The organism is Pseudomonas sp. TNT2022 ID642, from assembly GCF_028656995.1.
Lineage (GTDB): Bacteria > Pseudomonadota > Gammaproteobacteria > Pseudomonadales > Pseudomonadaceae > Aquipseudomonas.
In genome coordinates, this window is record NZ_JAMDGW010000019.1 from 403,019 (window position 1) to 427,020 (window position 24,002).

Annotated in this window: 23 protein-coding genes; 11 read left to right on the forward strand and 12 right to left on the reverse strand. The window is 60.3% G+C overall.

Translation table 11 applies throughout. From position 1 onward, the window contains the following. Positions 1-205 precede the first annotated feature (205 nt). The 5 genes from M5G26_RS20060 (at position 206) to M5G26_RS20080 (ending at position 4,978) form a co-directional block, all read left to right on the forward strand. Positions 206-1,612, forward strand: a complete 1,407-nt coding sequence (locus M5G26_RS20060) for a COG3014 family protein (RefSeq protein WP_273916289.1) — start codon at positions 206-208, stop codon at positions 1,610-1,612. Between the two features lie 210 nt (positions 1,613-1,822). After that, on the forward strand, positions 1,823-3,217 hold the full coding sequence (locus M5G26_RS20065) for a COG3014 family protein (protein ID WP_273916290.1): 1,395 nt from the start codon (positions 1,823-1,825) through the stop codon (positions 3,215-3,217). A gap of 15 nt (positions 3,218-3,232) precedes the next feature. Next, on the forward strand, positions 3,233-3,607 hold the full coding sequence (locus M5G26_RS20070; protein WP_273916291.1) for a YcfL family protein: 375 nt from the start codon (positions 3,233-3,235) through the stop codon (positions 3,605-3,607). 36 nt (positions 3,608-3,643) lie between these two features. After that, on the forward strand, positions 3,644-4,231 hold the full coding sequence (gene lpoB / locus M5G26_RS20075) for a penicillin-binding protein activator LpoB (RefSeq protein ID WP_016772610.1): 588 nt from the start codon (positions 3,644-3,646) through the stop codon (positions 4,229-4,231). Between the two features lie 3 nt (positions 4,232-4,234). Next, complete coding sequence (locus M5G26_RS20080; protein ID WP_150693665.1) at positions 4,235-4,978, forward strand: penicillin-binding protein activator LpoB; 744 nt, start codon at positions 4,235-4,237, stop codon at positions 4,976-4,978. A gap of 114 nt (positions 4,979-5,092) precedes the next feature. Here the strand turns inward: M5G26_RS20080 and rhtB are convergent, their stop codons facing one another. The 3 genes from rhtB to M5G26_RS20095 all read right to left on the reverse strand — a co-directional run bounded on the left by rhtB (position 5,093) and on the right by M5G26_RS20095 (position 8,373). After that, positions 5,093-5,725, reverse strand: coding sequence for a homoserine/homoserine lactone efflux protein (gene rhtB / locus M5G26_RS20085; protein ID WP_038359113.1), 633 nt, complete (start codon positions 5,723-5,725; stop codon positions 5,093-5,095). A 156-nt stretch (positions 5,726-5,881) separates the two neighbouring features. After that, the gene (locus M5G26_RS20090; RefSeq protein ID WP_016985893.1) at positions 5,882-6,463 is read right to left on the reverse strand and encodes a mechanosensitive ion channel family protein; all 582 of its coding nucleotides are present in this window, start codon (positions 6,461-6,463) and stop codon (positions 5,882-5,884) included. Further along, the gene (locus tag M5G26_RS20095; protein ID WP_134175992.1) at positions 6,463-8,373 is read right to left on the reverse strand and encodes an ATP-binding cassette domain-containing protein; all 1,911 of its coding nucleotides are present in this window, start codon (positions 8,371-8,373) and stop codon (positions 6,463-6,465) included. The genes M5G26_RS20090 and M5G26_RS20095 overlap by 1 nt, the downstream gene beginning before the upstream one ends. Positions 8,374-8,423: 50 nt before the next feature. Here M5G26_RS20095 and M5G26_RS20100 point away from each other — a divergent pair, with 50 nt between their 5' ends. Then, positions 8,424-8,885, forward strand: coding sequence for a TIGR02444 family protein (locus M5G26_RS20100; protein WP_273916292.1), 462 nt, complete (start codon positions 8,424-8,426; stop codon positions 8,883-8,885). Here M5G26_RS20100 and M5G26_RS20105 read toward each other — a convergent pair. After that, positions 8,882-10,102 carry an AlgP family protein gene (locus M5G26_RS20105; protein ID WP_273916293.1) on the reverse strand — a complete coding sequence of 407 codons (1,221 nt, stop codon included), beginning with the start codon at positions 10,100-10,102 and terminating at the stop codon, positions 8,882-8,884. The two genes, M5G26_RS20100 and M5G26_RS20105, sit on opposite strands and share 4 nt — an antisense overlap. Before the next feature lie 192 nt (positions 10,103-10,294). On the opposite strand from M5G26_RS20105, the gene M5G26_RS20110 reads away from it, so the two are divergent. Continuing rightward, complete coding sequence (locus M5G26_RS20110) at positions 10,295-10,960, forward strand: FKBP-type peptidyl-prolyl cis-trans isomerase (RefSeq protein WP_273916294.1); 666 nt, start codon at positions 10,295-10,297, stop codon at positions 10,958-10,960. A 58-nt stretch (positions 10,961-11,018) separates the two neighbouring features. Here M5G26_RS20110 and M5G26_RS20115 read toward each other — a convergent pair whose 3' ends face one another. From M5G26_RS20115 to M5G26_RS20145, 7 genes are all read right to left on the reverse strand, one after another. Next, the gene (locus tag M5G26_RS20115) at positions 11,019-11,477 is read right to left on the reverse strand and encodes an Rsd/AlgQ family anti-sigma factor (protein WP_038359126.1); all 459 of its coding nucleotides are present in this window, start codon (positions 11,475-11,477) and stop codon (positions 11,019-11,021) included. A gap of 183 nt (positions 11,478-11,660) precedes the next feature. After that, complete coding sequence (locus tag M5G26_RS20120; protein WP_134175988.1) at positions 11,661-12,212, reverse strand: disulfide bond formation protein B; 552 nt, start codon at positions 12,210-12,212, stop codon at positions 11,661-11,663. 218 nt (positions 12,213-12,430) lie between these two features. Beyond that, on the reverse strand, positions 12,431-13,669 hold the full coding sequence (locus M5G26_RS20125) for a heme biosynthesis protein HemY (RefSeq protein WP_150693661.1): 1,239 nt from the start codon (positions 13,667-13,669) through the stop codon (positions 12,431-12,433). Further along, positions 13,666-14,808 (reverse strand): uroporphyrinogen-III C-methyltransferase, encoded by a 1,143-nt coding sequence (locus M5G26_RS20130; RefSeq protein ID WP_134175986.1) that lies wholly within the window; start codon positions 14,806-14,808, stop codon positions 13,666-13,668. The genes M5G26_RS20125 and M5G26_RS20130 overlap by 4 nt, the downstream gene beginning before the upstream one ends. Positions 14,809-14,824: 16 nt before the next feature. Next, positions 14,825-15,586 carry a uroporphyrinogen-III synthase gene (locus M5G26_RS20135; RefSeq protein ID WP_273916295.1) on the reverse strand — a complete coding sequence of 254 codons (762 nt, stop codon included), beginning with the start codon at positions 15,584-15,586 and terminating at the stop codon, positions 14,825-14,827. Then, positions 15,583-16,524: a hydroxymethylbilane synthase gene (gene hemC, locus M5G26_RS20140; protein ID WP_134175984.1), complete on the reverse strand. Its 942-nt coding sequence runs from the start codon at positions 16,522-16,524 to the stop codon at positions 15,583-15,585. The genes M5G26_RS20135 and hemC overlap by 4 nt, the downstream gene beginning before the upstream one ends. A 138-nt stretch (positions 16,525-16,662) precedes the next feature. Further along, on the reverse strand, positions 16,663-17,409 hold the full coding sequence (locus M5G26_RS20145; RefSeq protein ID WP_007911111.1) for a LytR/AlgR family response regulator transcription factor: 747 nt from the start codon (positions 17,407-17,409) through the stop codon (positions 16,663-16,665). Positions 17,410-17,880: 471 nt separating this feature from the next. Here M5G26_RS20145 and argH point away from each other — a divergent pair, with 471 nt between their 5' ends. Further along, positions 17,881-19,275, forward strand: coding sequence for an argininosuccinate lyase (gene argH, locus M5G26_RS20150; protein WP_007911110.1), 1,395 nt, complete (start codon positions 17,881-17,883; stop codon positions 19,273-19,275). Between the two features lie 121 nt (positions 19,276-19,396). Here the strand turns inward: argH and M5G26_RS20155 are convergent, their stop codons facing one another. Then, complete coding sequence (locus M5G26_RS20155) at positions 19,397-20,056, reverse strand: glutathione S-transferase family protein (protein ID WP_273916296.1); 660 nt, start codon at positions 20,054-20,056, stop codon at positions 19,397-19,399. A gap of 123 nt (positions 20,057-20,179) precedes the next feature. On the opposite strand from M5G26_RS20155, the gene M5G26_RS20160 reads away from it, so the two are divergent. From M5G26_RS20160 to M5G26_RS20170, 3 genes are all read left to right on the forward strand, one after another. After that, on the forward strand, positions 20,180-20,464 hold the full coding sequence (locus tag M5G26_RS20160) for a hypothetical protein (RefSeq protein WP_273916297.1): 285 nt from the start codon (positions 20,180-20,182) through the stop codon (positions 20,462-20,464). A 260-nt stretch (positions 20,465-20,724) separates the two neighbouring features. Beyond that, entirely contained in the window at positions 20,725-20,970 is a 246-nt protein-coding gene (locus tag M5G26_RS20165) for a TIGR02647 family protein (protein ID WP_008084565.1), read from the forward strand. A gap of 182 nt (positions 20,971-21,152) precedes the next feature. After that, entirely contained in the window at positions 21,153-23,996 is a 2,844-nt protein-coding gene (locus M5G26_RS20170) for a class I adenylate cyclase (protein WP_273916298.1), read from the forward strand. Positions 23,997-24,002 lie beyond the last annotated feature (6 nt).

The window sequence follows — 24,002 nt, forward strand, 5'->3', positions numbered from 1 at the left end:
TCTCTCAAGCTTTGTCGGTTTTTCGCTTTTATTGGGCGGATATACCCGGCAGACGAACACCGCAATATCGCCGAGGATTGCCGCAGTGACAGGGTCCTTGATCGGCGCACATCGGCCCCCCCACCTGAATCGCAGCCATTGGCCAGCATCCGCCACTATACTGCGCGCGCCCTCAACATTTCGGCTCAAGGAGACACCCCCGTTTATGCGGATCATCCCGTTGTTCGTCCTGTTCGCCACTGCTCTTTTATTGAACAGCTGCGCGGCTTACCGCAATTACGATCAGGAAATGCAGCAAACCACCGACGAGATGACCAAGGGCAACCTCACCGGCGCACTGGCACTGGTCGAGATGCACAACCCGTGGGAAGACAAGGATCTGCTGTATTACCTGGAAACAGGCGCCATCCTCAGCGCTGGCAGCGCCCTGCCCGAAAGTCAGCAAGCCTGGCGCAGTGCTGACCGGATGATCTTCCAGCGTGAAGAACTCAACCCGTCAGGCGCCATGAAGTTGCTGGCGCGGTTCGGCGATGAAATGGGCACCATGCTGGTCAACGACAAGTTGCGGCGCTACGAAGGCTACGATTACGAAAAGGTCATGCTGACCACGCAAATGGCCCTCAATCAGTTGTCCGTCAACGATTTCGATGGGGCACGCGCCGACATCAAGAAAACCCACGAACGCGAAGCACTGATCGCCCGGCAGCGGGAAAAACAATACGAAGAAGCCGAAGAACAAGCCAAGACCCAAGGCATCGTCTTGCGTTACAAGGACCTGCAAGGCTACCCCGTGGCCATTCTTGACGCGCCGAATGTGGTAGAGCTGAAGAACGGCTATCAGAGTGCTTTCAGCCATTATCTGGCTGGCTTCACTTACGAGGCCTTGGGCGAGCGAGACCTCGCGGCGCCCGGCTATCGCCAAGCGATCGAATTGCGCCCGGACCTGCCCTTTCTGCAAAAAGCCTTGCGCAATCTCGACAAGCCCATCGCGAAAACCGATGAAAGCGATGTGTTGATCATTATCCAGAGTGGCCTGGCGCCTGCCCGCAGTTCGGTGCAAGTGCCTATTCCTGTGCGCCTGAACGAAAATCTGGTCATCGTCGCGCCGATTTCTTTTCCGGTCATGGTGCCGGACACCGTGACCCCCGGCTTCAGTCATGTCACGGTGGATGGTCGAAAACAGCCGCTGACCGTGATCAACAGCGTCACCGACATGTCCATCCGCACATTACGCGATGACATGCCGGCAATCATCTCGCGGGCGCTGTTCCGCGCCAACATGGCCGCCATCAGTCAGGCTCAGGAGAACGAGCGCAATCCGGCCAAGGCTTCGCTGACAGTCACCCAGCATGACCCGTTTGAAGAAGCTGACACGCGAACCTGGCGGGCGCTGCCGGACAAAACACTGATCGCCCGCCTGCGCCTGAAAAAAGGTTTGCATACGTTTCGATTGCCAATCCCACCGACTGACTACCCGTTTCAATTACGCGTCGACCAGGACCACCAGATTCTGCACCTGCGAGTGTTCCGGGATCAGACGTATACGGTGGGTTCGGCTTTCGTCCCGCGGGACACTCCGTTGCCGGAAAAAACGCCGACGCCTGCCAGGTAATGGCACACCACTAAACCAGTGCAATCAAAAAGCAATTACATAGCCACTACGTCACGCCTATAATGCCGCGCCCTCGCCATGCGAGCCGGCACAAAAGCTCCTCCGGTAACGAGGAATTGGCAGGAGGCCAACGCCCTGTCGATGGGTCACATCAGCCCGACCAGCACACGCGGCTGCAGTTAAATCAGCTACTCAGGGAAGAAGTACCCCATGGTTTTCCGCGCTCCCACCTTGATCGCGCTCAGCGCCGTCACTCTACTCTCCGGCTGTTCGGCGTTTCGCAACTACGACTCCGAACTGGCACAGACCAACCAGCAACTGGCCACCGGCAACGTCGACGCCGCGCTGACCCTGCTGGAAAAGAACAACACCGGCCCTGACAAAGACCTGCTCTATTACTTCGAGAAAGGTGAATTGCTGCGCGCCAAGGGCGACCTGTCCGGCAGCCAGAATGCCTGGACCAGCGCCGACCAGGTGGTTGGCAAGTGGGAAGACTCGGTCAAGCTCGACACCGACAAGTACCTGGCTCAGTTCGGCAGTTTCCTGGTCAACGACAAGGTGCGTCGCTACGAAGGCTACGACTACGAAAAAGTCATGCTGACCACCCAGATGGCCCTGAACCTGCTGGCGGTCAATGACTTCGACGGCGCGCGTACCGCGATCAAGAAGACTCACGAGCGCGAAGCGGTGATCGCCGAGCTGCGTGACAAGGAATACCTCAAGAGCGAAGAAGAGGCCGAGAAAGAAGGCATCAAGACTCAGTACAAAGACTTGCAGGGTTATCCGGTTGCCAGCCTCGACGCACCGGAAGTGGTTGGCCTGAAAAACAGCTACCAGAGTGCGTTCAGCCATTACCTGTCCGGTTTCGTCTACGAAGCTTTGGGCGAAAAAGGCCTGGCTGCACCGGGCTACCGCAAGGCTGCCGAATTGCGTCCGAACACGCCGCTGCTGGAACAGGCGCTGGTCAACCTCGACAAACCGAGCAAGTCCGACGACAGCGACATTCTGATCGTGGTGCAAAGCGGTCTGGCGCCAGCCCGCGACTCGATCCGCGTGCCGCTGCCATTGCCGATCTCAAATAATGTGGTGATCACGCCGCTGTCGTTCCCGATCATCAAGCCTGACACCTCCACGGCGACTTTCGCGCAAATCGGCGTCGACGGTCAGCAGGTCGATCTGACCGCACTCAACAGCACCACCGCAATGTCCCGCCGCGCCCTGCGTGACGACATGCCGGGGATCATCCTGCGCACCACCGTGCGGGCAATCACCAAGGGTGTTGCGCAGAAGCAGATCAACGAAACCAACCCGCTGGCAGGTCTCGCCGTCGGTATCTCTTCAGCTGTGCTCGAAGGTGCCGATACCCGTACGTGGCGCACCCTGCCTGACAACACCCAAGTGGTGCGTCTGCGCCTGAAAAAGGGTGAGCATCAGGTTACCCTGCCAAGCGCCGTGGGCGGTTCGGTGGTCAAGGTGACTGTCGATCAGCGTTATCAAGTGATCACTCTGCGCGCCGTGGGCAACCAGGTGTTCGCCGGTGGTCTCGCCGCACACGTCATCCCGAGCGCCGGCGCGACCAACGTCGCCAGCCTCAAACAACCTTAAGAACGGAGTCTTTGCATGCGCTTCAACCTCATCGCCGTCGCCGCCCTCGCCTTGCTGGCGAGCGGCTGCGCCACCCCGCCACCACCGGAGCCGGGCAGCGCCGCGAGCAAAGTCGTGGCCATGGGTCCGCAGAAACACATCGTCGTCGGCGCCATGCGCGTCGCTCGCGAAAACGGCTTCATGACGGTCAATGTGCAGTTGAGCAACACCCTCAACAGCAACAAGATTTTCTACTACCGCTTCGCCTGGCTCGGCGCGGAAGGCTTCCCGATTGCCGGAGAAGAAGTGTGGAAAAGCCAAATGATGTACGGCGCCCAGACCAGCTTCATTCAGGGCATTGCCCCGACTCCGAAAGCCGTGGACTTCCGTCTGGAAATCAAGACGCCGTAAGCCTGTCACCCTATTCCTGTTTTAGAGAGCATTCCCATGTTTGCACGCTTTTCCTGCATCGCTGTCATCGCCCTGCTGGCCTCCGGTTGCGCCAACACTTCGCCGACCCTGGGCAGCAAGAACATCAGCTACGGCGACACCAAAGCGGTTGAAACCGTGACCAACGAATTCGGTTCGACCGACCTGCAAATGATCGCCGAGTCGATGACCCGCTCGCTGGCCCAGTCCGGCATTCTGCAGGGCCGTCCGGTGGTTCAGGTCTACGACGTGAAGAACAAGACCAGCGAGTACATCGACACCCGCGAAATCACCACCAGCATCAAGACTCAGCTGATGAAGACCGGTGTTGCGCGTTTCGCCAGCGACAATAACGCCATGCAAAGCCAGGTTGATCAGCTCAAGCTGCAAAACCAGAGCGGCCTGTACAAGAAGAGCACCGTGGCCAAGACCGGCAACATGGTTGCCGCCAAGTACCGCATCGAAGGTTCGATCAGCTCGATCGTCAAGCGCAGCAGCGACTACAAGGACGTCTTCTACAAATTCAGCCTGCAACTGATCGACGTTGAAAGCGGTCTGGCCGAGTGGATGGACGAAAAAGAGATCCGCAAAACCACGGAGCGTTAATTGATGCGCGCATGGATTGGCATGATGGCCCTGGCTTGCGCGTTCAGCGTGCAAGCGGCCCCGAAAGTCGCGGTGACGGATCTGGCTTACCAGGAACGTGTGGAGCAATACATCCACATCGTTTCCGCCCAGAGCAATCATCGCGAGGGTTACTACAGCTCCAGCGGCTCGTCGAGCTACAACGAGATCGAAGCGAGCACCAGCTACATCGAGCAAGGCGAGTTGCGCAAATTCACCGGCGACATCAAGGGTGAAATCCTGCGCACCGGCATGTTCCAGCTGGTGCAGGGCACGCCGTACACCGCGTCGTCCAAGGGTGACGTCTACGACGTGATCAAGCGCATCAAGGCCGGCAACTTCAAAGGCGCCGACTATGTGCTGTTTGGTACGGTGTCGGACATCGACTTCACTCAGGACGTCAACGAGCTGGCGAACACCGACAGCTATTCGGCGGTACTGGGCCTGACGCTGGTGGCGGACTTCAGCCTGATCAACACCAAGACCTTCGAAATCACCTCGGCCTTCACGGCGATGGGCGAAGCGCAGGACACCAAACTGGTGAACCATCGCGATATCAAGATCTCGCTGAACCGCCCACGGGTGGTGCGTGACGTGTCGAAGGCCCTGGGCGAAGACGTGGCCGGGCAACTGAGCATGCAGCTCGGTGGTGGCAGTTACGAGCAGCCGCGCGAAGCACCGCAGCGCAACAATCTGCCGCGTGATACCGCGCCGGTGATTTTGCGCTGATGACTGGACCCTGATCATTCCCATGCTCCGCGTGGGAATGCATCCCGGGAAGCTCTGCGTCCCAGCCAAAAAAAAGGCGACCCGTAAAGGTCGCCTTTTTTGTGTCTGGAAGCTTTACGCCGCCGCTTTACGCAACGTCGCCATAAACGCCGCCGCACCAATGAACAGCCCGGCAAACGTGCGGTTCATGCGCTTCTGCTGCTGCGGTGTGCGCAACAGACGCAGGACCTTCGACGCCAGACCGGTGTAGCCCGCCATCACGATCAGGTCGACGCAGATCATGGTCACGCCAATCACCAGATACTGAATCAGCAACGGCGCATGCGGGTTGATGAACTGCGGCAGCACCGCGAGCATGAACACCAGCGCCTTGGGGTTGCTGATGTTCACGAGAAAGCCACGGAATATCAGCGCCAGCGGCTTACCGATCGGCCGCACCGCCGCGTCATCGCTCATGTCCATGGGCAGCGCGCGCCATTGCTTGATAGCCAGATACACCAGATAAGCGACACCGAACCATTTGATCGCGTGGAAGGCCGTGGCCGAAGCGGTCAGGATCGCACCCACACCGGCGCCGACAATCGCGATCTGCACCGCCAGACCGATTTGCAGGCCGAGGGCGTTCCAGTAACCGCGCCAGAACCCGTATTGCAGACCGCTGGACATCGACGCAATGGCGCCGGCGCCCGGGGACAGACTGATCACCCAGCAGGCAGCAAAAAACGCCAGCCATGTTTGAAGCTCCATCGCACACCTCGCATCTGAATCGTGACAGACGCTCAAGCTAATGCGGATTGGGGCTAAAAGCAAAAGATCGCAGCCTGCGGCAGCTCCTACACTGGATTGACGTTCACCCTGTAGGAGCTGCCGAAGGCTGCGATCTTTTGATCTTGCTTGGAAAATCTACTTCTCGAATCCGCTGGAAGGAAACACATCCGTCCCGCGCCAACGCCGCACCGAGCGCTGGAAAAACAAGCTGTTCGGCACCTGCACCATCGCGCTGCCAGTGCCCAATTCCTCAGCCTCGATCAACGTGGTGTAGAGCAGATTGATCGCCACCACTCGACCCTTCACGCCGGGCTTGTCGGTGGTGTCCACCAGCTCAACGATATCGCCCAGCCGAAACGGCCCGACCGTGAAGATCAGAATCGCGCAAAGCAAATTCGACAACACACTCCACATCGCGAAGAACGCGACCGCTGCCACCGCGACGAACCCTGACAGCGCCGTCCACAACACTGTAGCCGAGACGCCGAGGCGCTCCAATACGAAGATCAGCGCGCTGCCCATGATCAGCCAACGCAGCACGCCACGCAGCGGCATCAGCAACTGCGGCGGGAACGGATAGCGCTCGCCCAACCGGGTCAGGCCTTTGGCAACGAAGCGCTGAGTGAGGTAACCGGCCAGCAGGATCAGCAGAATCTGCACCGTAAACCAGATCGGCTCGACCCACACCGCCGGAAGCGGCAGCTTGAACGCTTCCATCAGGACAGCGCCTCCAGCTCCGCCTGCATGCTTTCCAGCACCTCGAGGGCTTCCATCCACGCTTCTTCCAGCTCGCCTTCGCGAACCTTCAATTTGGCCTGCTCGGCGAGCAGATCACGCAGTTCGTTCTTGCGCGCCGGCTCGTAGATGTCGCTGTCACCGAGGCTGGCGTCGACCTTGGCGAGTTTCTCGTGAAGCTTGCCCAGTTCGGCTTCGAGCTTGTCGGCTTCACGCTTGTGCGGGGCCAGTTGCTGACGCAACGCAGCCGCCGCCTGACGCTGAGCCTTCTTGTCGGTCTTGTCCGGGTTGACCGGGGTGTTGCTGACTGGCGCGTTGCGCTGACGGTATTCCACCAGCCAGCGTGCGTAGTCTTCGAGGTCGCCATCGAACTCTTCGACCTTGCCATCAGCGACCAGGTAGAAATTGTCGGTGGTGCTCTTGAGCAAATGCCGATCGTGAGAAACCACCAATACCGCGCCGCTGAATTCCTGCAGCGCCATGGTCAGCGCCAGACGCATTTCCAGGTCGAGGTGGTTGGTCGGTTCGTCGAGCAGCAGCAGGTTCGGGCGCTCCCAGGCAATCAACGCCAGGGCCAGACGCGCTTTTTCGCCACCGGAGAAATTCAGCACTGGCTCGTCGATGCGCGCACCACGGAAGTCGAAACCACCAAGGAAATCACGCAGGGTCTGCTCACGTTCGGTCGGCGCCAGACGCTGCAAGTGCAGCAACGGGCTGGCCTTGGCGTCCAGCGAATCGAGTTGATGCTGGGCGAAGTAGCCGACCACGGTGTTCTCGCCACGGGTCAGGCGCCCACCGAGCGGTGACAGCTCGCCGGCGAGGTTCTTGATCAGGGTCGATTTACCCGCGCCGTTCGGGCCGAGCAGGCCGATCCGCGCACCCGGGGTCAGTTGCAGCTTGACCTTCTCCAGGATGGTTTTTTCGCCATAGCCCAGACGCGCATCCGACAGGTCGATCAGCGGGCTGGAGATCTTGGTCGACTCGCGGAAGACGAAGTCGAACGGCGAATCAACGTGGGCCGCCGACAGCTCTTCCATCCGCTCCAGCGCCTTGATCCGGCTCTGCGCCTGACGGGCCTTGGTCGCTTGCGCCTTGAAGCGGGCGATGTAGCTTTCCATGTGCGCACGTTGCGCCTGCTGCTTCTCATAGGCCTGTTGCTGCTGGGCCAGACGCTCGGCACGGGCGCGTTCGAACGCGGTATAGCCGCCGCGATACAGGGTGATTTTGCGCTGATCGACATGCGCGACGTGATCGACGACTTCATCGAGGAAATCACGGTCGTGGGAGATCAGCAGCAAGGTGCCCGGGTAGCTTTTCAGCCATTCTTCGAGCCAGATGATCGCGTCGAGATCCAAGTGGTTGGTCGGTTCGTCGAGCAGCAACAAATCCGACGGGCACATCAAGGCCTGCGCCAGGTTCAGACGCATCCGCCAGCCGCCGGAGAAATCTCCCACCTGGCGATCCATCTGCTCGTTGGTGAAACCGAGACCGGCCAGCAGCTTGCGCGCTCGTGCGTCAGCGGTGTAACCGTCGGCGCTGTCGAGTTCCGAGTGCAGACGGGCCTGAGCGGCACCGTCGTGCGCCGCTTCAGCGGCGGCGAGGTCACGTTGCACCTCGCGTAGACGCAGGTCGCCATCGAGCACATAGTCGACGGCAAGGCGCTCGAGCGTCTCGATTTCCTGGCGCATGTGGGCGATGCGCCAGTCAGCCGGCAGGAAGCAATCACCCGAGTCGGGGTGCAGCTCACCCCGAATCAGGGCGAACAGGCTCGATTTGCCGGCGCCGTTGGCACCGATGAGGCCGGCTTTGTGGCCGGCGTGCAGGGTCAGCTCGGCGTCTTCTAGCAGACGTTGCGGGCCACGCTGTAAAGTCAGGTTCTGAAGTCGGATCATAATGGCGGCGGAGTCTACCAGCTTCGCTCACAACTGGCGCGAGTAGCACGATGTCCTCTGACCTATGGAGCTTTTCCCTTGCCACCTACGCCCGTCCGGGCGTGGAAGACGCCTGCCTGCAACTGCAAACGGCGGGGGCCAATGTCTGCCTGCTGCTGTGCGGCTTATGGCTGGAACAACGTGGCGCAACCTGCGACGAACAACGCGTAAGGCAGCTTCAGGCGCTGACCGGACAGTGGGATATCGAGGTGGTGCAGCCGCTGCGAACCCTGCGCATGCAATGGAAAGCGCGGGCGGTGGATGATGCGGTTTTGAAAGGCATGCGCGAGCAGATCAAATCACTGGAGCTGGAAGCTGAGCGAGCGTTGCTGTCACGGCTTGAGGGGGTGGCGCAGGAGTGGACGCGAAACGATGCTGGTTCAACAACCTGGCTTGAAGAGTTGGCCGGCACGGCGGCCAGCCCGAACCGCGACGCGCTGCAAGTGCTGCGCGTCGCGGCGACCGGCGTTTAGGAAGCGCTGGTTGGGTTGTTGCTGGTGCTCGACACAGCGGCTGGCGATGGCGCAGTCGAAGGAGTCGAGGCAGTAGCGGCTGGAGCAGGTGCCGATGGCGCAGACGACGCTGCCGGTGCGGCAGGCTTAGCGGCAGGCGCGGTAGCCGGTTTAGCGGCAGCCGGTTTGGCAGCGGCTGGCTTTTTAACGGCTGGTTTTGCGGCAGGTTTCGCAGCTGGCTTGGCGGCTGGTTTTGCAGCAACAGGCTTGGCAGCAGCAGTCGCTGGTTTGGCAGCAGCGGCCGGTTTAGCGGCTGGCTTGGCTACCGGTTTGGCGGCGGCATTCACGGCTGGTTTGGCAGCAGCTTTTGCTGGTGCTTTTGCAGCAGGTTTGGCGGCAGCTGGTTTAGCGGCAGTCTTGGCAGCTGGTTTTGCAGCAGCAGTTTTAGCAGCAGGTTTTGCGGCAGCTTTGGCAGCAGGTTTAGCGGCCGGTTTGGCTGCGGCGGTTTTCGCTGGAGCAGCTTTGGCAGCAGCTGGTTTGGCGGCTGGTTTAGCAGCGGCGGCACGGGTAGCCGGCTTGGCAGCGGCAGTACGCGCAGCAGGTTTTGCCGTCGTGGTTTTAGCCGCTGGTTTTGCAGCGCTCGCCGCAGCAGGTTTCTTCGCTGCAGGTTTTGCGGCCGCTTTGGCAACTGGTTTTGCAGCGGCTTTCACCGCTGTTTTTGCAGTTGGCTTGGCAGCGGTTTTAGCAGCAGGCTTGGCCGCTGCGGTTTTCGCTGGAGCTTTTGCAGCAGCAGGTTTGGCAGCTGCTTTCTTCGCCGGTGCCGCTGCCGGTTTGGCTGCGCGCGAGGACAACACTTTGCCCACGGCTTCTTGAACGCGACCAACACCCTGGGCCAGCTTCAGGCTTTCCTGGGCATCGCGCTTGAGTTGCAGAATGTAGCTGCGGGTGTCGGACTGACGATCCTTCAAGGCATCGAGCAGGTCTTCCAGTTCTTTCACTGCGGCCTTGGCTTTGTTCTGCGCCTTGGCTTTACCGGCAGTGGCTGCGTCCTGCAATTTGGTGCGGGATTTGTGCAGTTTTTCTTGCGCCTTGCCGCGTTGCTTTTCCAGTTTGGCGAGCAGTTTTTCAGCATCAGCCAAGGCTTGGGAGCAAGCGTTTTCCAGATGCTCGAGCAAGCTGCCCGAGAGTTGTTGGAGTAAGTGCAACGGAGTATTTACAGGCTTCTTGGTGGCCGACATGGTTTACCTCCTGGCTGACGTGAGTGCGGCTCATACTAGACCTCTGCAGTTACCGCCGCTAGGGCATCTTGACAGTATCGATTGCGTTGCGTTGCACCGAATCGAAAATGTTCTGCGCGAAGTCAAAAGCAGTTCACCGTTGCAGACGTTCGCGCTGGCATAATCCACCGCATCTCAGGACGGAGAGTGCCTATGTCGCGCTACTTTTTTTTATCCCTCTGGATGATTTTTTCGGCCGCTCATGCGGACGAAAAAACCACCGCGAATGATGCTCACGATCTGGCCTACAGCCTCGGTGCCAGCCTCGGTGAACGGCTGCGTCAGGAAGTCCCGCAATTGCAGATTCAGGCGCTGGTCGACGGTTTGCAACAAGCCTATCAAGGCAAGCCGCTGGCACTGAGCGAAGCACGTATCGAGCAGATTCTGGCCGATCATGAAGCGCAAAATGCCGAACACTCCGCGCAGCCTTCGAGCGACGCCGCGATGGAAAACGAGCAGCGTTTTCTCACCGCAGAAAAAGCCAAGCCAGGCGTGAAGGAATTGGCCGATGGCATCCTGTTGACCGAACTGACACCGGGCACTGGCACCCGAGCCGGTCCCGATGGGAAAGTGCAGGTGTTGTATGTCGGTCGACTACCCGACGGCACCGTGTTCGATCAGAACACTCAGCCGCAATGGTTCAACCTCGACAGCGTGATTGCCGGTTGGCGCACCGCGTTGCAGAACATGCCGGTGGGCGCGAAATGGCGCCTGGTGATTCCATCGGATCAGGCCTATGGCGCCGACGGTGCCGGCGACCTGATCGCCCCGTTCACACCGTTGGTGTTCGAAGTGGATTTGCGCGGCGCGAGCAGTTGAGCACGCAATAAAAAACGGTGCGCTTGGGGCGCACCGTTTTTTTTGATCAGGGTTCGGATCAGGCCTGAACCGGATCCTCTTCCTTGTGTGCTGTGTGCAGCACTTCAATCAGGCAGTCTTCGAGTTCGAAGCGCTCGTGCAGCAGGCCACCGAGTTCCTTGAACTTCTCCGCTACGCACTTGCCTTCATCGCACAGATCGTTGAAGGCGAGCAGCTTCTCGGTGATGACGTCGATGCGCGGATAGATCGTCTCGGCGAGTTCCAGACCACGCTTGTCGTTGAACGCCTTGGCTTCGCCAGTCAGCTGTTCGTAGATTTCGAAGTGCCCGGCCGAGACGTAATCGACCAGCACGCCGCAGAACTCCTGCAAAGGCTTGCGGCTCTCGGCCAGCGACTCCGGCTGCGCACCGAGTTTGTCGTAGGCGCCGATCAGCTCTTCACGCTCTTGCAACCAGCGGTCGATCAGCAGATGAACTCCACCCCAACGTTCCTGAGCATTCTGACAACTTTCGAGCATGGCGATCTCTCTTCCCTTGTGGGTCATGCTGCTCTACACCCGCGCCCCTCTTTTGATTTTGCCTTGGGGGTCGGCCGGGCAGAGCGTCATCGAGCAACATAAATCCAATGACACGTGCGGGCCAGATTATGCCCGCACGCCTATGGCTTCAAGGTACGCAGGAGATAAAGTTCATACAAGTGTTTAATCCCGCAGCAGCACCGGGTGCGACGCTTCGCCGCTGAGCGGGCGCTGCAGAGCACTCCAGACCAGTCGCAACATTTGATACACCGCCAGAATCGAGACGGCGACAAAGAACAACAGGCTCCACTCCGGGATGCTCAGATCGAACAGGGTCCAGGAAATTTCCGCACAGTCGGCGCCACCGTTAAACATACTTTGCAGCGCACAGATCCACGGCAGACCACTGAACAATGTCTCGGGAGCTGGCGAACAATTGAGCAGATGCAGCAGCGGATCACTCTGGATCAGCACCTGCCGCCAGGCAGCCGTAGTGCCGCCAAGGCTCGCGCCCAGCGTCAACAGCCAGTAGAACCACAAACCGACACGCATGGGGCCGTGCACCGCCGCCACACCGCTGGAAACGCACAGCAGCGTGAGGAACAGCCGTTGCACCAGACACAGGCTGCATGGGGTCAGACCGACAGCGTATTCAAGATAATAGGAAGCTCCCAGAGCAAAGGCCCCCGCAGTGAAAGCCATGAAGAACAAGGAGCGTGAGCAGGCCAACGACATGGCTTTTCCGTACCAGTAGAGACAGACGGTTACGGTAGAGGAAAGCGTGTCAGCCTTTCAAGGCAAGGCCCTGCCGACAGTTCACCAGAGGTGTAGGGAAAACCCGACAGGTTCGAGAGGAATAGATGTAACCCGCTGTAGGAATTTGCCCCAGACACTCACTGAAGTTGAAATTCCCGTCACAAAAGACACGCGAGGGAGCGAACTCCCTCGCCACTTCAGACGTGAGCAGCAACCGGCAAAGGCGCGGCCAGCAGACGTTCGTCGAGCAGACCGAGGCCTTCCTGGAACAACTGATTGCTGCGTTCGGTATCGCCCAACTGGGCGAGCAGACGCGCCAGTTCCGCACAGGCTTCCGGATTGCGCTGCACACGCAAGCTGCTTTCCAGATAATCCCGCGCCTTGCCCCACAGACTGGTTTGCAGACACAGGCGGCCGAGGGTCAATAGCAAGCTCGGATCGTTCGGATGATCTTTCAGCCAGCCTTCGGCGGTTTGCAACTGACGGGCCGGATCGCTGCCGCGCACCAGACCGTAGAGACGCGCCAGATGGCTGTCGTATTTGCGCTTGAGGGCGGTGCGCAGCACTTCTTCGGCTTCGACCTGAGCGCCCAACTGACGCAACTGTTCGGCGTACGCCAACACCAGCGGCGGCTCCTGCCGTTGCGCCGAGGTGAGCTGTTCCCAGGCGCGCGTGAGCGACTGCAAACCAACGCTGCCATCCTCTTCACGTTGCGCAGCCAGCGAGAGGTTTTCACCCCAGGCGCGGCGCTCGAGTTCGGCCAGTTCGGCGCGCGGCAGGACTTTGTCCTTGCGCAATTCCGGCAGCAAACGAATCACCGCCGACCATTCGCCGCGCTGCTGATACAAACGCTGCAACTGACGCAGCGTCTGCGCATTGTGTGGATGGCGATCGTGCATCGCTTGCAGGGTCACCAAGGCACCGTCGGTGTCACCACGGTCGGTCTGCAGTTGCGCATGGCTCAGAGCAATTGCCAGTTCCGCTTGCGGCTGACGCTCCAGCGCGCGCTCCAGCAATCGATCGCACTCCTCGTAATTTCCTTGCTCATTGGCCGCGCGGGCTGCGCCGAGGTAGTACAGCAGCGGCTGGCGCTCGGCTTCAGCCGCTCGATACAGATGACGCTGCGCGCTGGCCCAGCGACCTTCGGCCAGATCCAGTTGGCCGTGCTCGATCGCTACCTGCACGCGACGACTGCGGTTGCGCCGTGACCATGGATTGACCACGCCACTGGAGGTCATCACCAACTCAACCAGCGCCTTGATACCCCAGATCAGCAGCCACAACACCGCGATCACCGCCAGTGTCGCCCATAGACTCGCTTCGTAACGGAAGCTCTTGTAGGCAATCAGCACGTAGCCAGAATGCTGTGCCACTGCAAAGCCCAGCGCCGCCGTCGCCGCGATCACCAGAAACACGATCACATACAGGCGTTTCATGGCGTGGTCTCCTGCGCGGTGTTGGCGGCAGGTTTGGCGAAGGGTTTCACCGACTCTTCGGCGTTGACGTTGCGCCGCTCAAGATAGGCTTGCACCGCACTCAGCGTGCCGGCCAGATCCGGAGTCACGACCGTAACCGGTTCCTTGCTGAGCTCGCCGACCTGTTCCAGCATCACTTTGCTTTGCGGATTGTCCGGATTGAAATTGCCCTTGAGCACATCACGTGCTTCGGCCAGTGCCTGGGTGTAGACCGGCGCCTGCCCGTTGAGCGCTGCCCACTGCGCCTGTTCAAGCGCAAGGCTCAGGGCCAGACGAACCTGACTCAGACTCTGCCCGGCCAGCAGCGGGCGCACATTTTTGTCGGCGTTGAAATCGATACGGATGTAGCGCGAGACCTGATCCCACCACTGCGCCCAACGACTGGCGCCATCACCGTCGGCGGTCAGGCCCAGCAGTGATTCGCCGCGATCCTTGTACTCCGGCGCCAGCTCGGTGAGGTCGATGACTTGATCACGCAGCGCGCCGAGACGCAGGAACAGACCGGTGCGATCCGGCTGCGCGGTGCTGCGCAGCGCCACCAGGGTTTTCGCCACTTGCTCGCGGGCGGCGAAGGAACCGGGGTCGTTTTGCTCGCGAAGGATTTCGTCAGCGCCCTGCACCAGCGCCTGAGCGCTGCTGATGTCCTGCAACGCCGATAGACGCAGGCTGGCCAGACGCAGCAGATGCTCGGCCTCGGCCAGACGCCAGTCCTTGCGACTGGCGCCAAGCACCGTTTCCAGGCGTTGATTGAGGCGCTGTTGATCGCCCTGAAGCTGCGTCACCAGACGCTGGCGTTCGGCAAGTTCGTCGGCACCGGGCAGTTGCGCGAGGCGCTCGGTCAGACGCTGTTCATTGAGCTTCAGGCTCTGCGCCTGATCGTTCAATGCCTGTACTTCACCGGACTGCTGCTGAGTATTGGTCTGCAGGTGGCGGACCTGCCAGACACCCCAGCCACCGATCGCAACGCCGGCAGCGCCGAGCAACAGGGCGACGATGGCCAGTCCATTGCCTCGGCGCGGCTCTGTGGCCGGCGGTGGAGTTTCAACCTGAGATTCAATCACAGGCTGGACGTCATCTTTAGGCAAGGCTGCTTCGCTCACGTATCCATCCTTTGCATTAGAAAACGGGTTCGGGATGCTCCCGCAACGCCGTCAGCAAAGCCGCGGCACTCGCGCCGCGGCAATCCACAACTGTTTGAGCCCCGGCGGCACGTGCCAGCTCGGCGACCCTTGGGCTTGGTACAAACAACGGCAACCGCGCGATGGTTGGCCAGATATCACCGGCCATTTTTCGCAGGTGCTCGAAACCCTGTCCACTGCTGACCACCAGCCCGTTCAAGCGTTCCGCTGCGATCCGCCGTGGCAGCTCATCCGGGGCGTAGGCTGGCAGGTCGCGTCGATACAACTCCAGATACTCGACACTAGCACCTAGCTCGCGCAGGCGCTCGGCGAGCAACTCGCGACCGCCCTCCCCGCGCAGGATCAACACCTGTGCACCGGTCTGGCTGACCGCCTCACGCAGACGCGGTAATTGCAGCAATGCTTCGCTGTCATCGCCGGCGGCCGGGAAGTTCGCGTCCAGACCATGATCGCTAAGAATCTGCGCGGTTGCCGCGCCGACGCTGAACCACGGCATCGCCAGCGAAGACGAATTACCGAGCAGATCCAGCGCAATGCGCGCCGCGGGTTTGCTGACCACGATCACCGCGTTGCAACGCGGCAACCGCGCAATCGCCTGACGAATTTTCTCAGAGACCGGCAGCGGGACAATGTCCAGAAGCGGCAAACAGCTACTGAAAACGCCTTGCTCGGCCAACGTCTGCGCCAGCGCCGCACAGTCTTCCGCAGGGCGCGTCAGCAGCAGGCGCCAACCGGTCACTCGTGACCTGCCTCGCCGTAGACCGCTTTGAGAATGTCATCCGCACCCTGGCGCAGCAGGTCTTCGGCAACTTGCACACCCAGCGCTTCGGCCTCGGCACGCGGTGCCCGGGCTTCGGCGCTGAGCAGTATGCCGCCACTCGGCTCACCGACCAGACCGCGCAGCCACAACTGCTCGCCTTCGAGCACGGCATAGCAGGCGATCGGCACTTGGCAGCCGCCATTCAAATGTTTGTTGAGGGCACGTTCGGCGGTCACACGCGAAGTGGTATCGGCGTGATGCAGCGGTGCGAGCAAGGCGTGGATTTCAGTGTCGGCGCTGCGGCATTCGATGCCGACTGCACCTTGGCCACCGGCCGGCAGGCTGTCGTCGACGCTGATCGCCGAAGTGATGCGGTCTTCGAAACCCAGGCGTATTAGGCCAGCCGCCGCGAGGATGATCGCGTCGTACTCGCCGGCATCAAGCTTGGCCAGGCGGGTGTTGACGTTGCCGCGCAGGAAGCGGATCTGCAGATCCGGACGACGCGTCAGCAGTTGCGCCTGTCGGCGCAGGCTCGAGGTGCCGACGATCGCGCCGGCAGGCAACGCATCGAGACTGGCGTAAGTATTGGAAACGAAGGCATCGCGCGGATCTTCGCGCTCGCAAATGCAGAACAGACCGAGGCCTTCAGGGAAATCCATTGGCACGTCTTTCATCGAATGCACGGCGATGTCGGCTTCGTTTTCCAGCAGCGCGGTTTCCAGTTCTTTGACGAACAGACCCTTGCCGCCGATCTTCGACAGTGGCGAATCAAGCAGCTTGTCGCCGCGACTGACCATGGGCACCAGCGTCACCAGCAAGCCCGGATGGGCCGCCTCCAGACGGGCTTTGACGTATTCGGCCTGCCAGAGGGCCAGCGCACTTTTACGGGTGGCGATGCGGATTTCGCGAGAGGACATGGATCAATCCGTACTGAATAGATACGGCGGATAATAACAGCTCAGCCAAATCCACTTTGACTTGAATCAGAGTCGGCACGGCCTCCCTGGCCTTGGATGCCTGATGAAATAAACTCTGAACCGGCGGAAAAGACCGGTTTACAGGCCCTGCATCATCTTGCGCACACCGGCGACATGCCGACGGCTGACGATCAGCGCATCGCCATTGAGCCCTTTAAGGAACAACTGGAAATGCCCCAGCGGTGTGCGCTGTAAACGCTCGATGCGATCGCGGGCGACCAGCGCGTTGCGGTGGATACGCACAAAGCGCTCGCCGAATTCGTCCTCGAGGGCTTTGAGCGGTTCGTCGAGCAGCACCTCGCCAGCCTCGTGACGCAAGGTCACGTATTTGTGGTCGGCGATAAAGTAGACCACCTGATCCAGCGGGATCAGCTCGATGCCTTTGCGGGTGCGGGCGCTGATGTGGCTGCGCGGGCCGGTGCCACTTTCGGCAGCGGGACGGGTCAGGGCCGAAAGTTGCGCCCGGTTGGGACGTTCAGCCCGTTTCAGGGCGTCATGCAGATGTTCGGTTCGCACGGGTTTCACCACATAGCCCACGGCGCTGGCCTGCAGGGCTTCCACGGCAAATTCATCGGGGCTGGTACAAAACACCACGGCCGGCGGCGTTTCGCGTTCGCACAGACGGGCAGCAACCTGCAGGCCATCGAGGCCTGGCATACGGATATCGAGCAGCACGATATCCGGCTTGTGGCTGTCGATCAGTGCCAACGCCTCTTCGCCATTCGTGGCGCTGGGCTCCAGAACTGTATAACCCTCGAGCTCGCTCACCATTCGGCTGAGGCGCTCGCGAGCCAGTGGTTCGTCATCAACGATCAGGACATTCATATTGCGCTGGATTCCTGCGTGAGTCTCGCACAAGGATAGCGTAGACAGGTGAAGTGACGTCCGTCACCGCGATCCACGCTAAGACTAGCCCGAGCGCCAAAAAGTGCCGTACGTCGGCCAGCAATATTTGCCAGTGTCCGGGTCGTACTGCTCAAAGCCCGCTGTTTCCTGCGTTTTTCACGGGGATTGCCGAAGGACAATTACACCCATCTCCTCTTCTTATAGTCGGCGTCCAGACCTTCGCCCGATCCAAGTCACACCGACCCTTATGTCCAACTGTAGACGCTTGCCGGGCCGATATTGCTCAATCGAAAAATATCCTTGCGCAAAACCTTCGGGGCCAGCGCCGACTATGGCGTACACAATGAGAAAAAAACGTATCGACCAGTGTCAGCGACAGGATTGGCAACCCTGTTATTATCCGCGCCAGCGTTTCACGCCTTTTTTCTTCAAGCCGATACGAGCGAATTCATGAGCACTGACAAGACCAATCAGTCCTGGGGCGGCCGCTTCAGTGAACCCGTCGACGCCTTCGTCGCCCGCTTCACCGCCTCCGTCACTTTCGACCAGCGCCTGTATCGCCACGACATCATGGGCTCGATCGCCCACGCCACCATGCTGGCCAAGGTCGGCGTGCTGACCGATGCCGAGCGCGACAGCATCATCGACGGCCTGAAGACCATTCAGGGCGAAATCGAGGCCGGCCAGTTCGACTGGCGCATCGACCTCGAAGACGTACACATGAACATCGAAGCACGCCTGACCGATCGCATCGGTGTGACCGGTAAAAAGCTGCACACCGGGCGCAGCCGTAACGACCAGGTCGCGACCGACATCCGCTTGTGGCTGCGTGACGAAATCGACCTGATCCTCGCTGAAATCACCCGTCTGCAAAAAGGCCTGCTGGAGCAAGCCGAGCGCGAAGCCGCGAGCATCATGCCGGGCTTCACCCATCTGCAGACCGCGCAGCCGGTGACTTTCGGGCACCACATGCTGGCCTGGTTCGAAATGCTCAGCCGCGACTACGAGCGGCTGGTCGACTGCCGCAAGCGCACCAACCGCATGCCACTGGGCAGCGCCGCGCTGGCCGGCACCACCTACCCGATCGACCGCGAATACACCGCGCAACTGCTGGGCTTCGACGCTGTCGGCGGCAACTCGCTGGACAACGTCTCCGATCGCGACTTCGCCATCGAATTCTGCTCGGCCGCGAGCATCGCGATGATGCACTTGTCGCGCTTCTCCGAAGAGCTGGTGCTGTGGACCAGCGCGCAGTTCCAGTTCATCGATCTGCCGGACCGTTTCTGCACCGGCAGCTCGATCATGCCGCAAAAGAAAAACCCTGACGTGCCAGAGCTGGTGCGTGGCAAGACCGGTCGCGTGTTCGGTGCACTGATGGGCCTGCTGACTTTGATGAAAGGCCAACCGCTGGCCTACAACAAGGACAACCAGGAAGACAAAGAGCCGCTGTTCGACGCCGCCGACACCCTGCGCGACTCGCTGCGGGCCTTTGCCGACATGATCCCGGCGATCAAACCGAAGCACGCGATCATGCGTGAAGCGGCGCTGCGTGGTTTCTCCACCGCGACCGATCTGGCGGATTATCTGGTGCGTCGTGGTCTGCCGTTCCGTGATTGCCATGAAATCGTCGGCCACGCCGTGAAGTACGGCGTGGACACCGGCAAGGATCTGGCCGAGATGAGCCTGGAAGAACTGCGTCAGTTCAGCGATCAGATCGAGCAGGACGTGTTTGCCGTGCTGACTCTGGAAGGCTCGGTGAATGCCCGTGATCATATCGGTGGGACTGCGCCGGCGCAGGTCAAGGCAGCTGTGGTGCGCGGCCAGGCGCTGATCGCCAGCCGCTAAAAGCATCGCTGGCAAGCCAGCTCCCACAGGGTTCTTTGTTGGAACACAATTTTGCGTTCGACCCAAAGACCTGTGGGAGCTGGCTTGCCAGCGATGACTGACTTCAAAACGCTACAAAACCTTATTTCTTGGCAGCGATCATCGCCAAAAAAGCCGGCATCGCCGCTTCCTTGTCCGCCGCAATCTTCTGCACATGCGGATTCTGCTCCAACCGCTCCAGCAACGCCTTCGCCTGCGGCATCTCAGCCAGCAAATCAATTCCGAACAGCTTCTGCCCGACCGCACAGGCCAGTGGCACGCTGTAAAGGAAGTACAAATCGGCAATGCTCAGGCTGTCACCCGCCACGTACGGGGCGAATTTGCCATGTCGGCCCAGCGCGGCAAAACCCAGCAGCAATTCGGTTTTGGTCTTTTCCTTGATCGCCTCCGGCAGGGCCGTGCCGAAGAACGCCTCGCCGTAACAAGCGCGCCCCGGCAACTCGATGTACAGCTCGATTTCCTTGGCAATCGCCAATACCTGCGCGCGCTCGAACGGATCGCTCGGCAGCAGTGGTGTGCCTTTCTGCGTCTGCTCGAGGTATTCAAGAATGATCGCGGTTTCGTTGATGAAGCCGGCGTCCACGCCGAGCACCGGCACTTTGCCGCGCGGGCTGATAACCAGCGATTCCGCGGTTTGCGCCGGATAAAAGGTGACTTCTTCGAACGGCAGGCCTTTTTCCAGCAACGCCAGTTTGACCATGTTGTAGTAGTTGCTGACTGAGAATCCGTAGAGCTTGAGCATCACATAGCCTCCAGGCCGTGCGGGGTGGGCAGTGCCTGTTTATAGATCGCGCAGGCCAATCGCGCCAGCAGCATCATCCCGCTGAATGCGGGTAAACTGGCGCCTTTCCTTAAGGAGCCTGCCATGAGCGAGCCGACAGACATCGACAACGACGAAGAAGAGTTCGCCGAGGCTACTTTGATCGAAGCCATCGAGAACCAGATCGAAAGCGACAACCCGCCAGCGGCCAAAGCAACTTTCAACAAGCTGACACTGGTCGGAACCGAGCGTGAAGAGATCCTCAACCTGATGGCGCATGTACTGGCCTACGAGATTGACGCGATGCTCGATGAAGACCGCGCGTTCAATACCGAATGGTACGAAGCGGCGCTGCGTGCACTGCCAGAGCTGCCACCCGAAAAGCAGTAAGCCAAACACATTCCCCTGTGGGAGCGAGCCTGCTCGCGAATGCTGTGTATCAGCAAAAACAACGCTAAATGACACAGCGCTTTCGCGAACAGGCTCGCTCCCACACAATTTGTCACCCATCCATCCAGCCAACTGCCGGGCCCCGACTACACTGGAATCCGCCTCAAGACAAAATCCCTGATCTGAGCACTGGACATGCCGCAAAAGCGGGTTCACCTTAGGGACGCTGTCGTCCAATTCCTAGAAAGTCTGGAGTCCTTATGTCGCTTACCCCTGAGTTGGTTGCCGAACTGGAAGTCCTCGCACTCTTTCCCCTGGACAGTTCCCAGGAAGGTTTGAAAATTCATCAGACCGCTGCCCCGAAACATATTTCTGCCGCCAAACGCCTCTTTGAAAAAGACCTGACCGATCAGCCCGATGGCGGGTATCTGACCAGCCTCGGTCGCGATGCCGCACAAAATGTGCAAACCGTGCTGACCATTCTGAGAGAGCAAGAAACCGCCTGATCCCCCCTGACTTTGCCCACGGGAACTCCTGCCACGGGATTTCCGCGGGCCTGCCCGGTCGCCCGCGATAGAAATCTGACGTCAAAAAACAAATTCAGCTAAAAGTCCCGCTGCGCTAAGGCTAAACTGCCTGACAATCCGAGACCCTCTACGTCCGAGCCCGCGAGCCGGTTTGAGCTGACATGACGCGCACCCACGAAATCCGCCCCGACCTGGATGAAGGCATTGACCGCAAGGTCCTCAGCCAGCTGCGCGCGCGTTTTCTCAAACTCAATGAAGGCCGCCTCGGCCGCGCCCTCGAAGGCCTGTCGACACGCCAACAGAGCGTGTTGACGTTGTTGCCGTTGTTCTTCCACGTCAACCATCCGCTGCTGCCGGGCTATGTCTCGGGCAGTACACCGGCCGGCCTGTCGAATTACGAGCCGGACACCAACACCCTTGCCGAAGCGCAACGCCTGACCCGTTCGTTCTCCTACAAACCACGCCACGGCAGCAATCCACCGCGACCGATTCACGGCCTGTTCCTGATGGGCAGCCTCGGCACGCTGGCGCAGGCCGATCAGAGCGACATGGACGTGTGGGTCTGCCACGCACCGGACCTTAGCGAAAGCGAACTCGCTGAACTGGGCAAGAAATGTCAGTTGCTGGAAGCCTGGGCGGCCAGCCAGGGCGCCGAGGCGCATTTCTTTCTGATCGACCCGGAGCGCTTCGTCAAAGGCGAACGCGACGCCCAACTCAGCTCGGAAAACTGCGGCAGCACTCAGCACTATCTGCTGCTAGACGAGTTTTACCGCACCGCGATCTGGCTGGCCGGGCGCACGCCGATCTGGTGGCTGGTGCCGGTTTACGAAGAAACCGCTTACGACCTTTACACCCATACCCTGCTGTCCAAGCGCTTTATCCGCGCAGACGAAACCCTCGACCTTGGCCATCTGGCGAGAATCCCGCCAGGCGAGTTCATCGGCGCAGGGTTGTGGCAGTTGTTCAAAGGCATCGAGTCACCGTACAAGTCGGTACTCAAGCTGCTGTTGACCGAGGTCTACGCCAGCGAACACCCGCAGGTGCAGTGCCTGAGCCTGCGCTTCAAGAAAGCCGTGTTCGCCAATCAGCTGGATCTGGATGAACTGGATCCGTACATGGTCGTGTACCGGCGCATTGAGGAATACCTCACGGCGCGCAACGAACCGGAACGCCTGGAACTGGTGCGCCGCGCGTTGTACCTGAAGGTCAACCGCAAGCTCACCGGCAACAGCCGCACCCAGAGCTGGCAACGCTCGCTGCTGGAACGGCTGGCCAGCGAATGGCATTGGGATCAGCGACAACTGACGCTGCTCGACAGCCGCAGCCAGTGGAAAGTCCGCCAGGTCAGCGCCGAACGCCGGGCGCTGGTCAATGAGCTGAACTACAGCTATCGCTTCCTCACCCAGTTCGCCCGCACCGAGCAAACCGTCAGCCTGATCAACAAGCGTGACCTCAATGTGCTCGGCCGCCGGCTCTATGCCGCCTTCGAACGCAAGGCCGACAAGGTCGAGTTCATCAACCCCGGCATCGCCCCGGATCTGGCTGAAGACACCCTGACACTGGTGCAGTCGCGCAACAAAAAGGAACCGGGGCAAACCCAGTGGGGCCTGTATAACGGCAGCCTTACCGCACTGGAATGGGAGCACTTCGCGCCGATCAAGCGCAGCCGCGAATTGCTTGAATTGCTGACCTGGTGCCACCGCAACGGCGTGATCGACAGCAGCACGCGTCTGGCCCTGCATCCCGGCACCAGCGACCTGAGCGAGTTCGAGCTGTTCAACCTGCTCGGCAGCCTGCAACAGTGCATCGCCCTGCCCCTGCCCACGGTGGCCGAAGAGCCGCTGCTGCGCGCCGCGGTGCCGAGCGAAGTGCTGATTCTGGTCAACGTCGGCATTGATCCGCTCAAACATCACCGCGACCTGAACATCCTGATGACCACCGAGCGCACCGACTCGCTGAGCTATGCCGGGGTGCGCGAAAACCTCGTGCTGACCCTGGATCAGGTTACGCTCAACAGCTGGAACGAAGTGCTGGTCAACCGTTTCGACGGCCCCCACGCCCTGCTCGACTGCCTGCGCGATTACCTCAACAACCTGCCACGCGGGGCTTTGCAGCCGTCGTTGAAGGTGCGCTGCTTCTGCCACAACCGTGCACAGTTCATCGCCCGTCGCGTCGAGGAAATCATCGACACCGCGCAGAATCTGTTGCTCAGCGAGTTGAATCATCGCTACCTGATTCAGGTACAGCAGCACTATCACGTGCTGGAGTTAGTGCCGGGCCAGGTCAACCATGTCGCGCTTGCGACATTGCCAGCGTTGCTGGATTACCTTGGTGAAGAACAGCCGCGCTACAGCCCGCTGCACCTGGATCCGATGGCGCTGGAAGATCACGACCTCGCATTGATCCTGCCGATGGGTCAGCCGGAATGCATTCAGGTGTTCTACCGGATCACCGAGCAGCAGGCCGAACTGTACGTGCTGGATGAGTTCAACGCACTGTGGCAGCAGCATTTGCCTTATCACGACGAGCAGAGTTTGCTGGTGCCGTTGCAGCGATTCCTGCAATCAATCCTGTTCCGCCGTGAAGCCGTGCTACCGATGGACGCCAGCCCGGATGCCCGTCTCGACACTTTGTATTACCAGTTATTGCCTTCGGGTCCGGGGCGCGCGCGTCGGGTTGAAGCGCGGCCGGCACCGCAAACGCCGGTGAACAAACCGTTCTATGACGTGCAGGCGATCGTCGGCAAAGCCGCACCGGGCGAAGTGCAGGTCACCCTGTATTGCAATCAACGGGAATTCAGCGAGCTGGAACATGGCGACCAGCTGTTCAGCGTGGTCGCCCGGGAGATCGTCGAGCAGCGCCGCGAGAGCGAACGCTATCGCTGCTACATCACCGACCTCGACCTGTCGGGTCTGCTCGGTGACGGGCAAAGTTCAAGCAATCTGTATCTGCGCTACAAGGCTGACCTGGAGCGCGCCCTGAACGAGGCGCTCGAACAGGTCTGAGGCGGA

What these genes read in the sequence shown, in the direction of transcription:
- M5G26_RS20060 (WP_273916289.1), top strand. Translation starts at nt 206, where the DNA reads ATGCGGATCATCCCGTTGTTCGTCCTGTTCGCCACTGCTCTTTTATTG.
- M5G26_RS20065 (WP_273916290.1), top strand. Translation starts at nt 1,823, where the DNA reads ATGGTTTTCCGCGCTCCCACCTTGATCGCGCTCAGCGCCGTCACTCTA.
- M5G26_RS20070 (WP_273916291.1), top strand. Translation starts at nt 3,233, where the DNA reads ATGCGCTTCAACCTCATCGCCGTCGCCGCCCTCGCCTTGCTGGCGAGC.
- lpoB (WP_016772610.1), top strand. Translation starts at nt 3,644, where the DNA reads ATGTTTGCACGCTTTTCCTGCATCGCTGTCATCGCCCTGCTGGCCTCC.
- M5G26_RS20080 (WP_150693665.1), top strand. Translation starts at nt 4,235, where the DNA reads ATGCGCGCATGGATTGGCATGATGGCCCTGGCTTGCGCGTTCAGCGTG.
- rhtB (WP_038359113.1), bottom strand. Translation starts at nt 5,725, where the DNA reads ATGGAGCTTCAAACATGGCTGGCGTTTTTTGCTGCCTGCTGGGTGATC.
- M5G26_RS20090 (WP_016985893.1), bottom strand. Translation starts at nt 6,463, where the DNA reads ATGGAAGCGTTCAAGCTGCCGCTTCCGGCGGTGTGGGTCGAGCCGATC.
- M5G26_RS20095 (WP_134175992.1), bottom strand. Translation starts at nt 8,373, where the DNA reads ATGATCCGACTTCAGAACCTGACTTTACAGCGTGGCCCGCAACGTCTG.
- M5G26_RS20100 (WP_273916292.1), top strand. Translation starts at nt 8,424, where the DNA reads ATGTCCTCTGACCTATGGAGCTTTTCCCTTGCCACCTACGCCCGTCCG.
- M5G26_RS20105 (WP_273916293.1), bottom strand. Translation starts at nt 10,102, where the DNA reads ATGTCGGCCACCAAGAAGCCTGTAAATACTCCGTTGCACTTACTCCAA.
- M5G26_RS20110 (WP_273916294.1), top strand. Translation starts at nt 10,295, where the DNA reads ATGTCGCGCTACTTTTTTTTATCCCTCTGGATGATTTTTTCGGCCGCT.
- M5G26_RS20115 (WP_038359126.1), bottom strand. Translation starts at nt 11,477, where the DNA reads ATGCTCGAAAGTTGTCAGAATGCTCAGGAACGTTGGGGTGGAGTTCAT.
- M5G26_RS20120 (WP_134175988.1), bottom strand. Translation starts at nt 12,212, where the DNA reads ATGTCGTTGGCCTGCTCACGCTCCTTGTTCTTCATGGCTTTCACTGCG.
- M5G26_RS20125 (WP_150693661.1), bottom strand. Translation starts at nt 13,669, where the DNA reads ATGAAACGCCTGTATGTGATCGTGTTTCTGGTGATCGCGGCGACGGCG.
- hemC (WP_134175984.1), bottom strand. Translation starts at nt 16,524, where the DNA reads ATGTCCTCTCGCGAAATCCGCATCGCCACCCGTAAAAGTGCGCTGGCC.
- M5G26_RS20145 (WP_007911111.1), bottom strand. Translation starts at nt 17,409, where the DNA reads ATGAATGTCCTGATCGTTGATGACGAACCACTGGCTCGCGAGCGCCTC.
- argH (WP_007911110.1), top strand. Translation starts at nt 17,881, where the DNA reads ATGAGCACTGACAAGACCAATCAGTCCTGGGGCGGCCGCTTCAGTGAA.
- M5G26_RS20155 (WP_273916296.1), bottom strand. Translation starts at nt 20,056, where the DNA reads ATGCTCAAGCTCTACGGATTCTCAGTCAGCAACTACTACAACATGGTC.
- M5G26_RS20160 (WP_273916297.1), top strand. Translation starts at nt 20,180, where the DNA reads ATGAGCGAGCCGACAGACATCGACAACGACGAAGAAGAGTTCGCCGAG.
- M5G26_RS20165 (WP_008084565.1), top strand. Translation starts at nt 20,725, where the DNA reads ATGTCGCTTACCCCTGAGTTGGTTGCCGAACTGGAAGTCCTCGCACTC.
- M5G26_RS20170 (WP_273916298.1), top strand. Translation starts at nt 21,153, where the DNA reads ATGACGCGCACCCACGAAATCCGCCCCGACCTGGATGAAGGCATTGAC.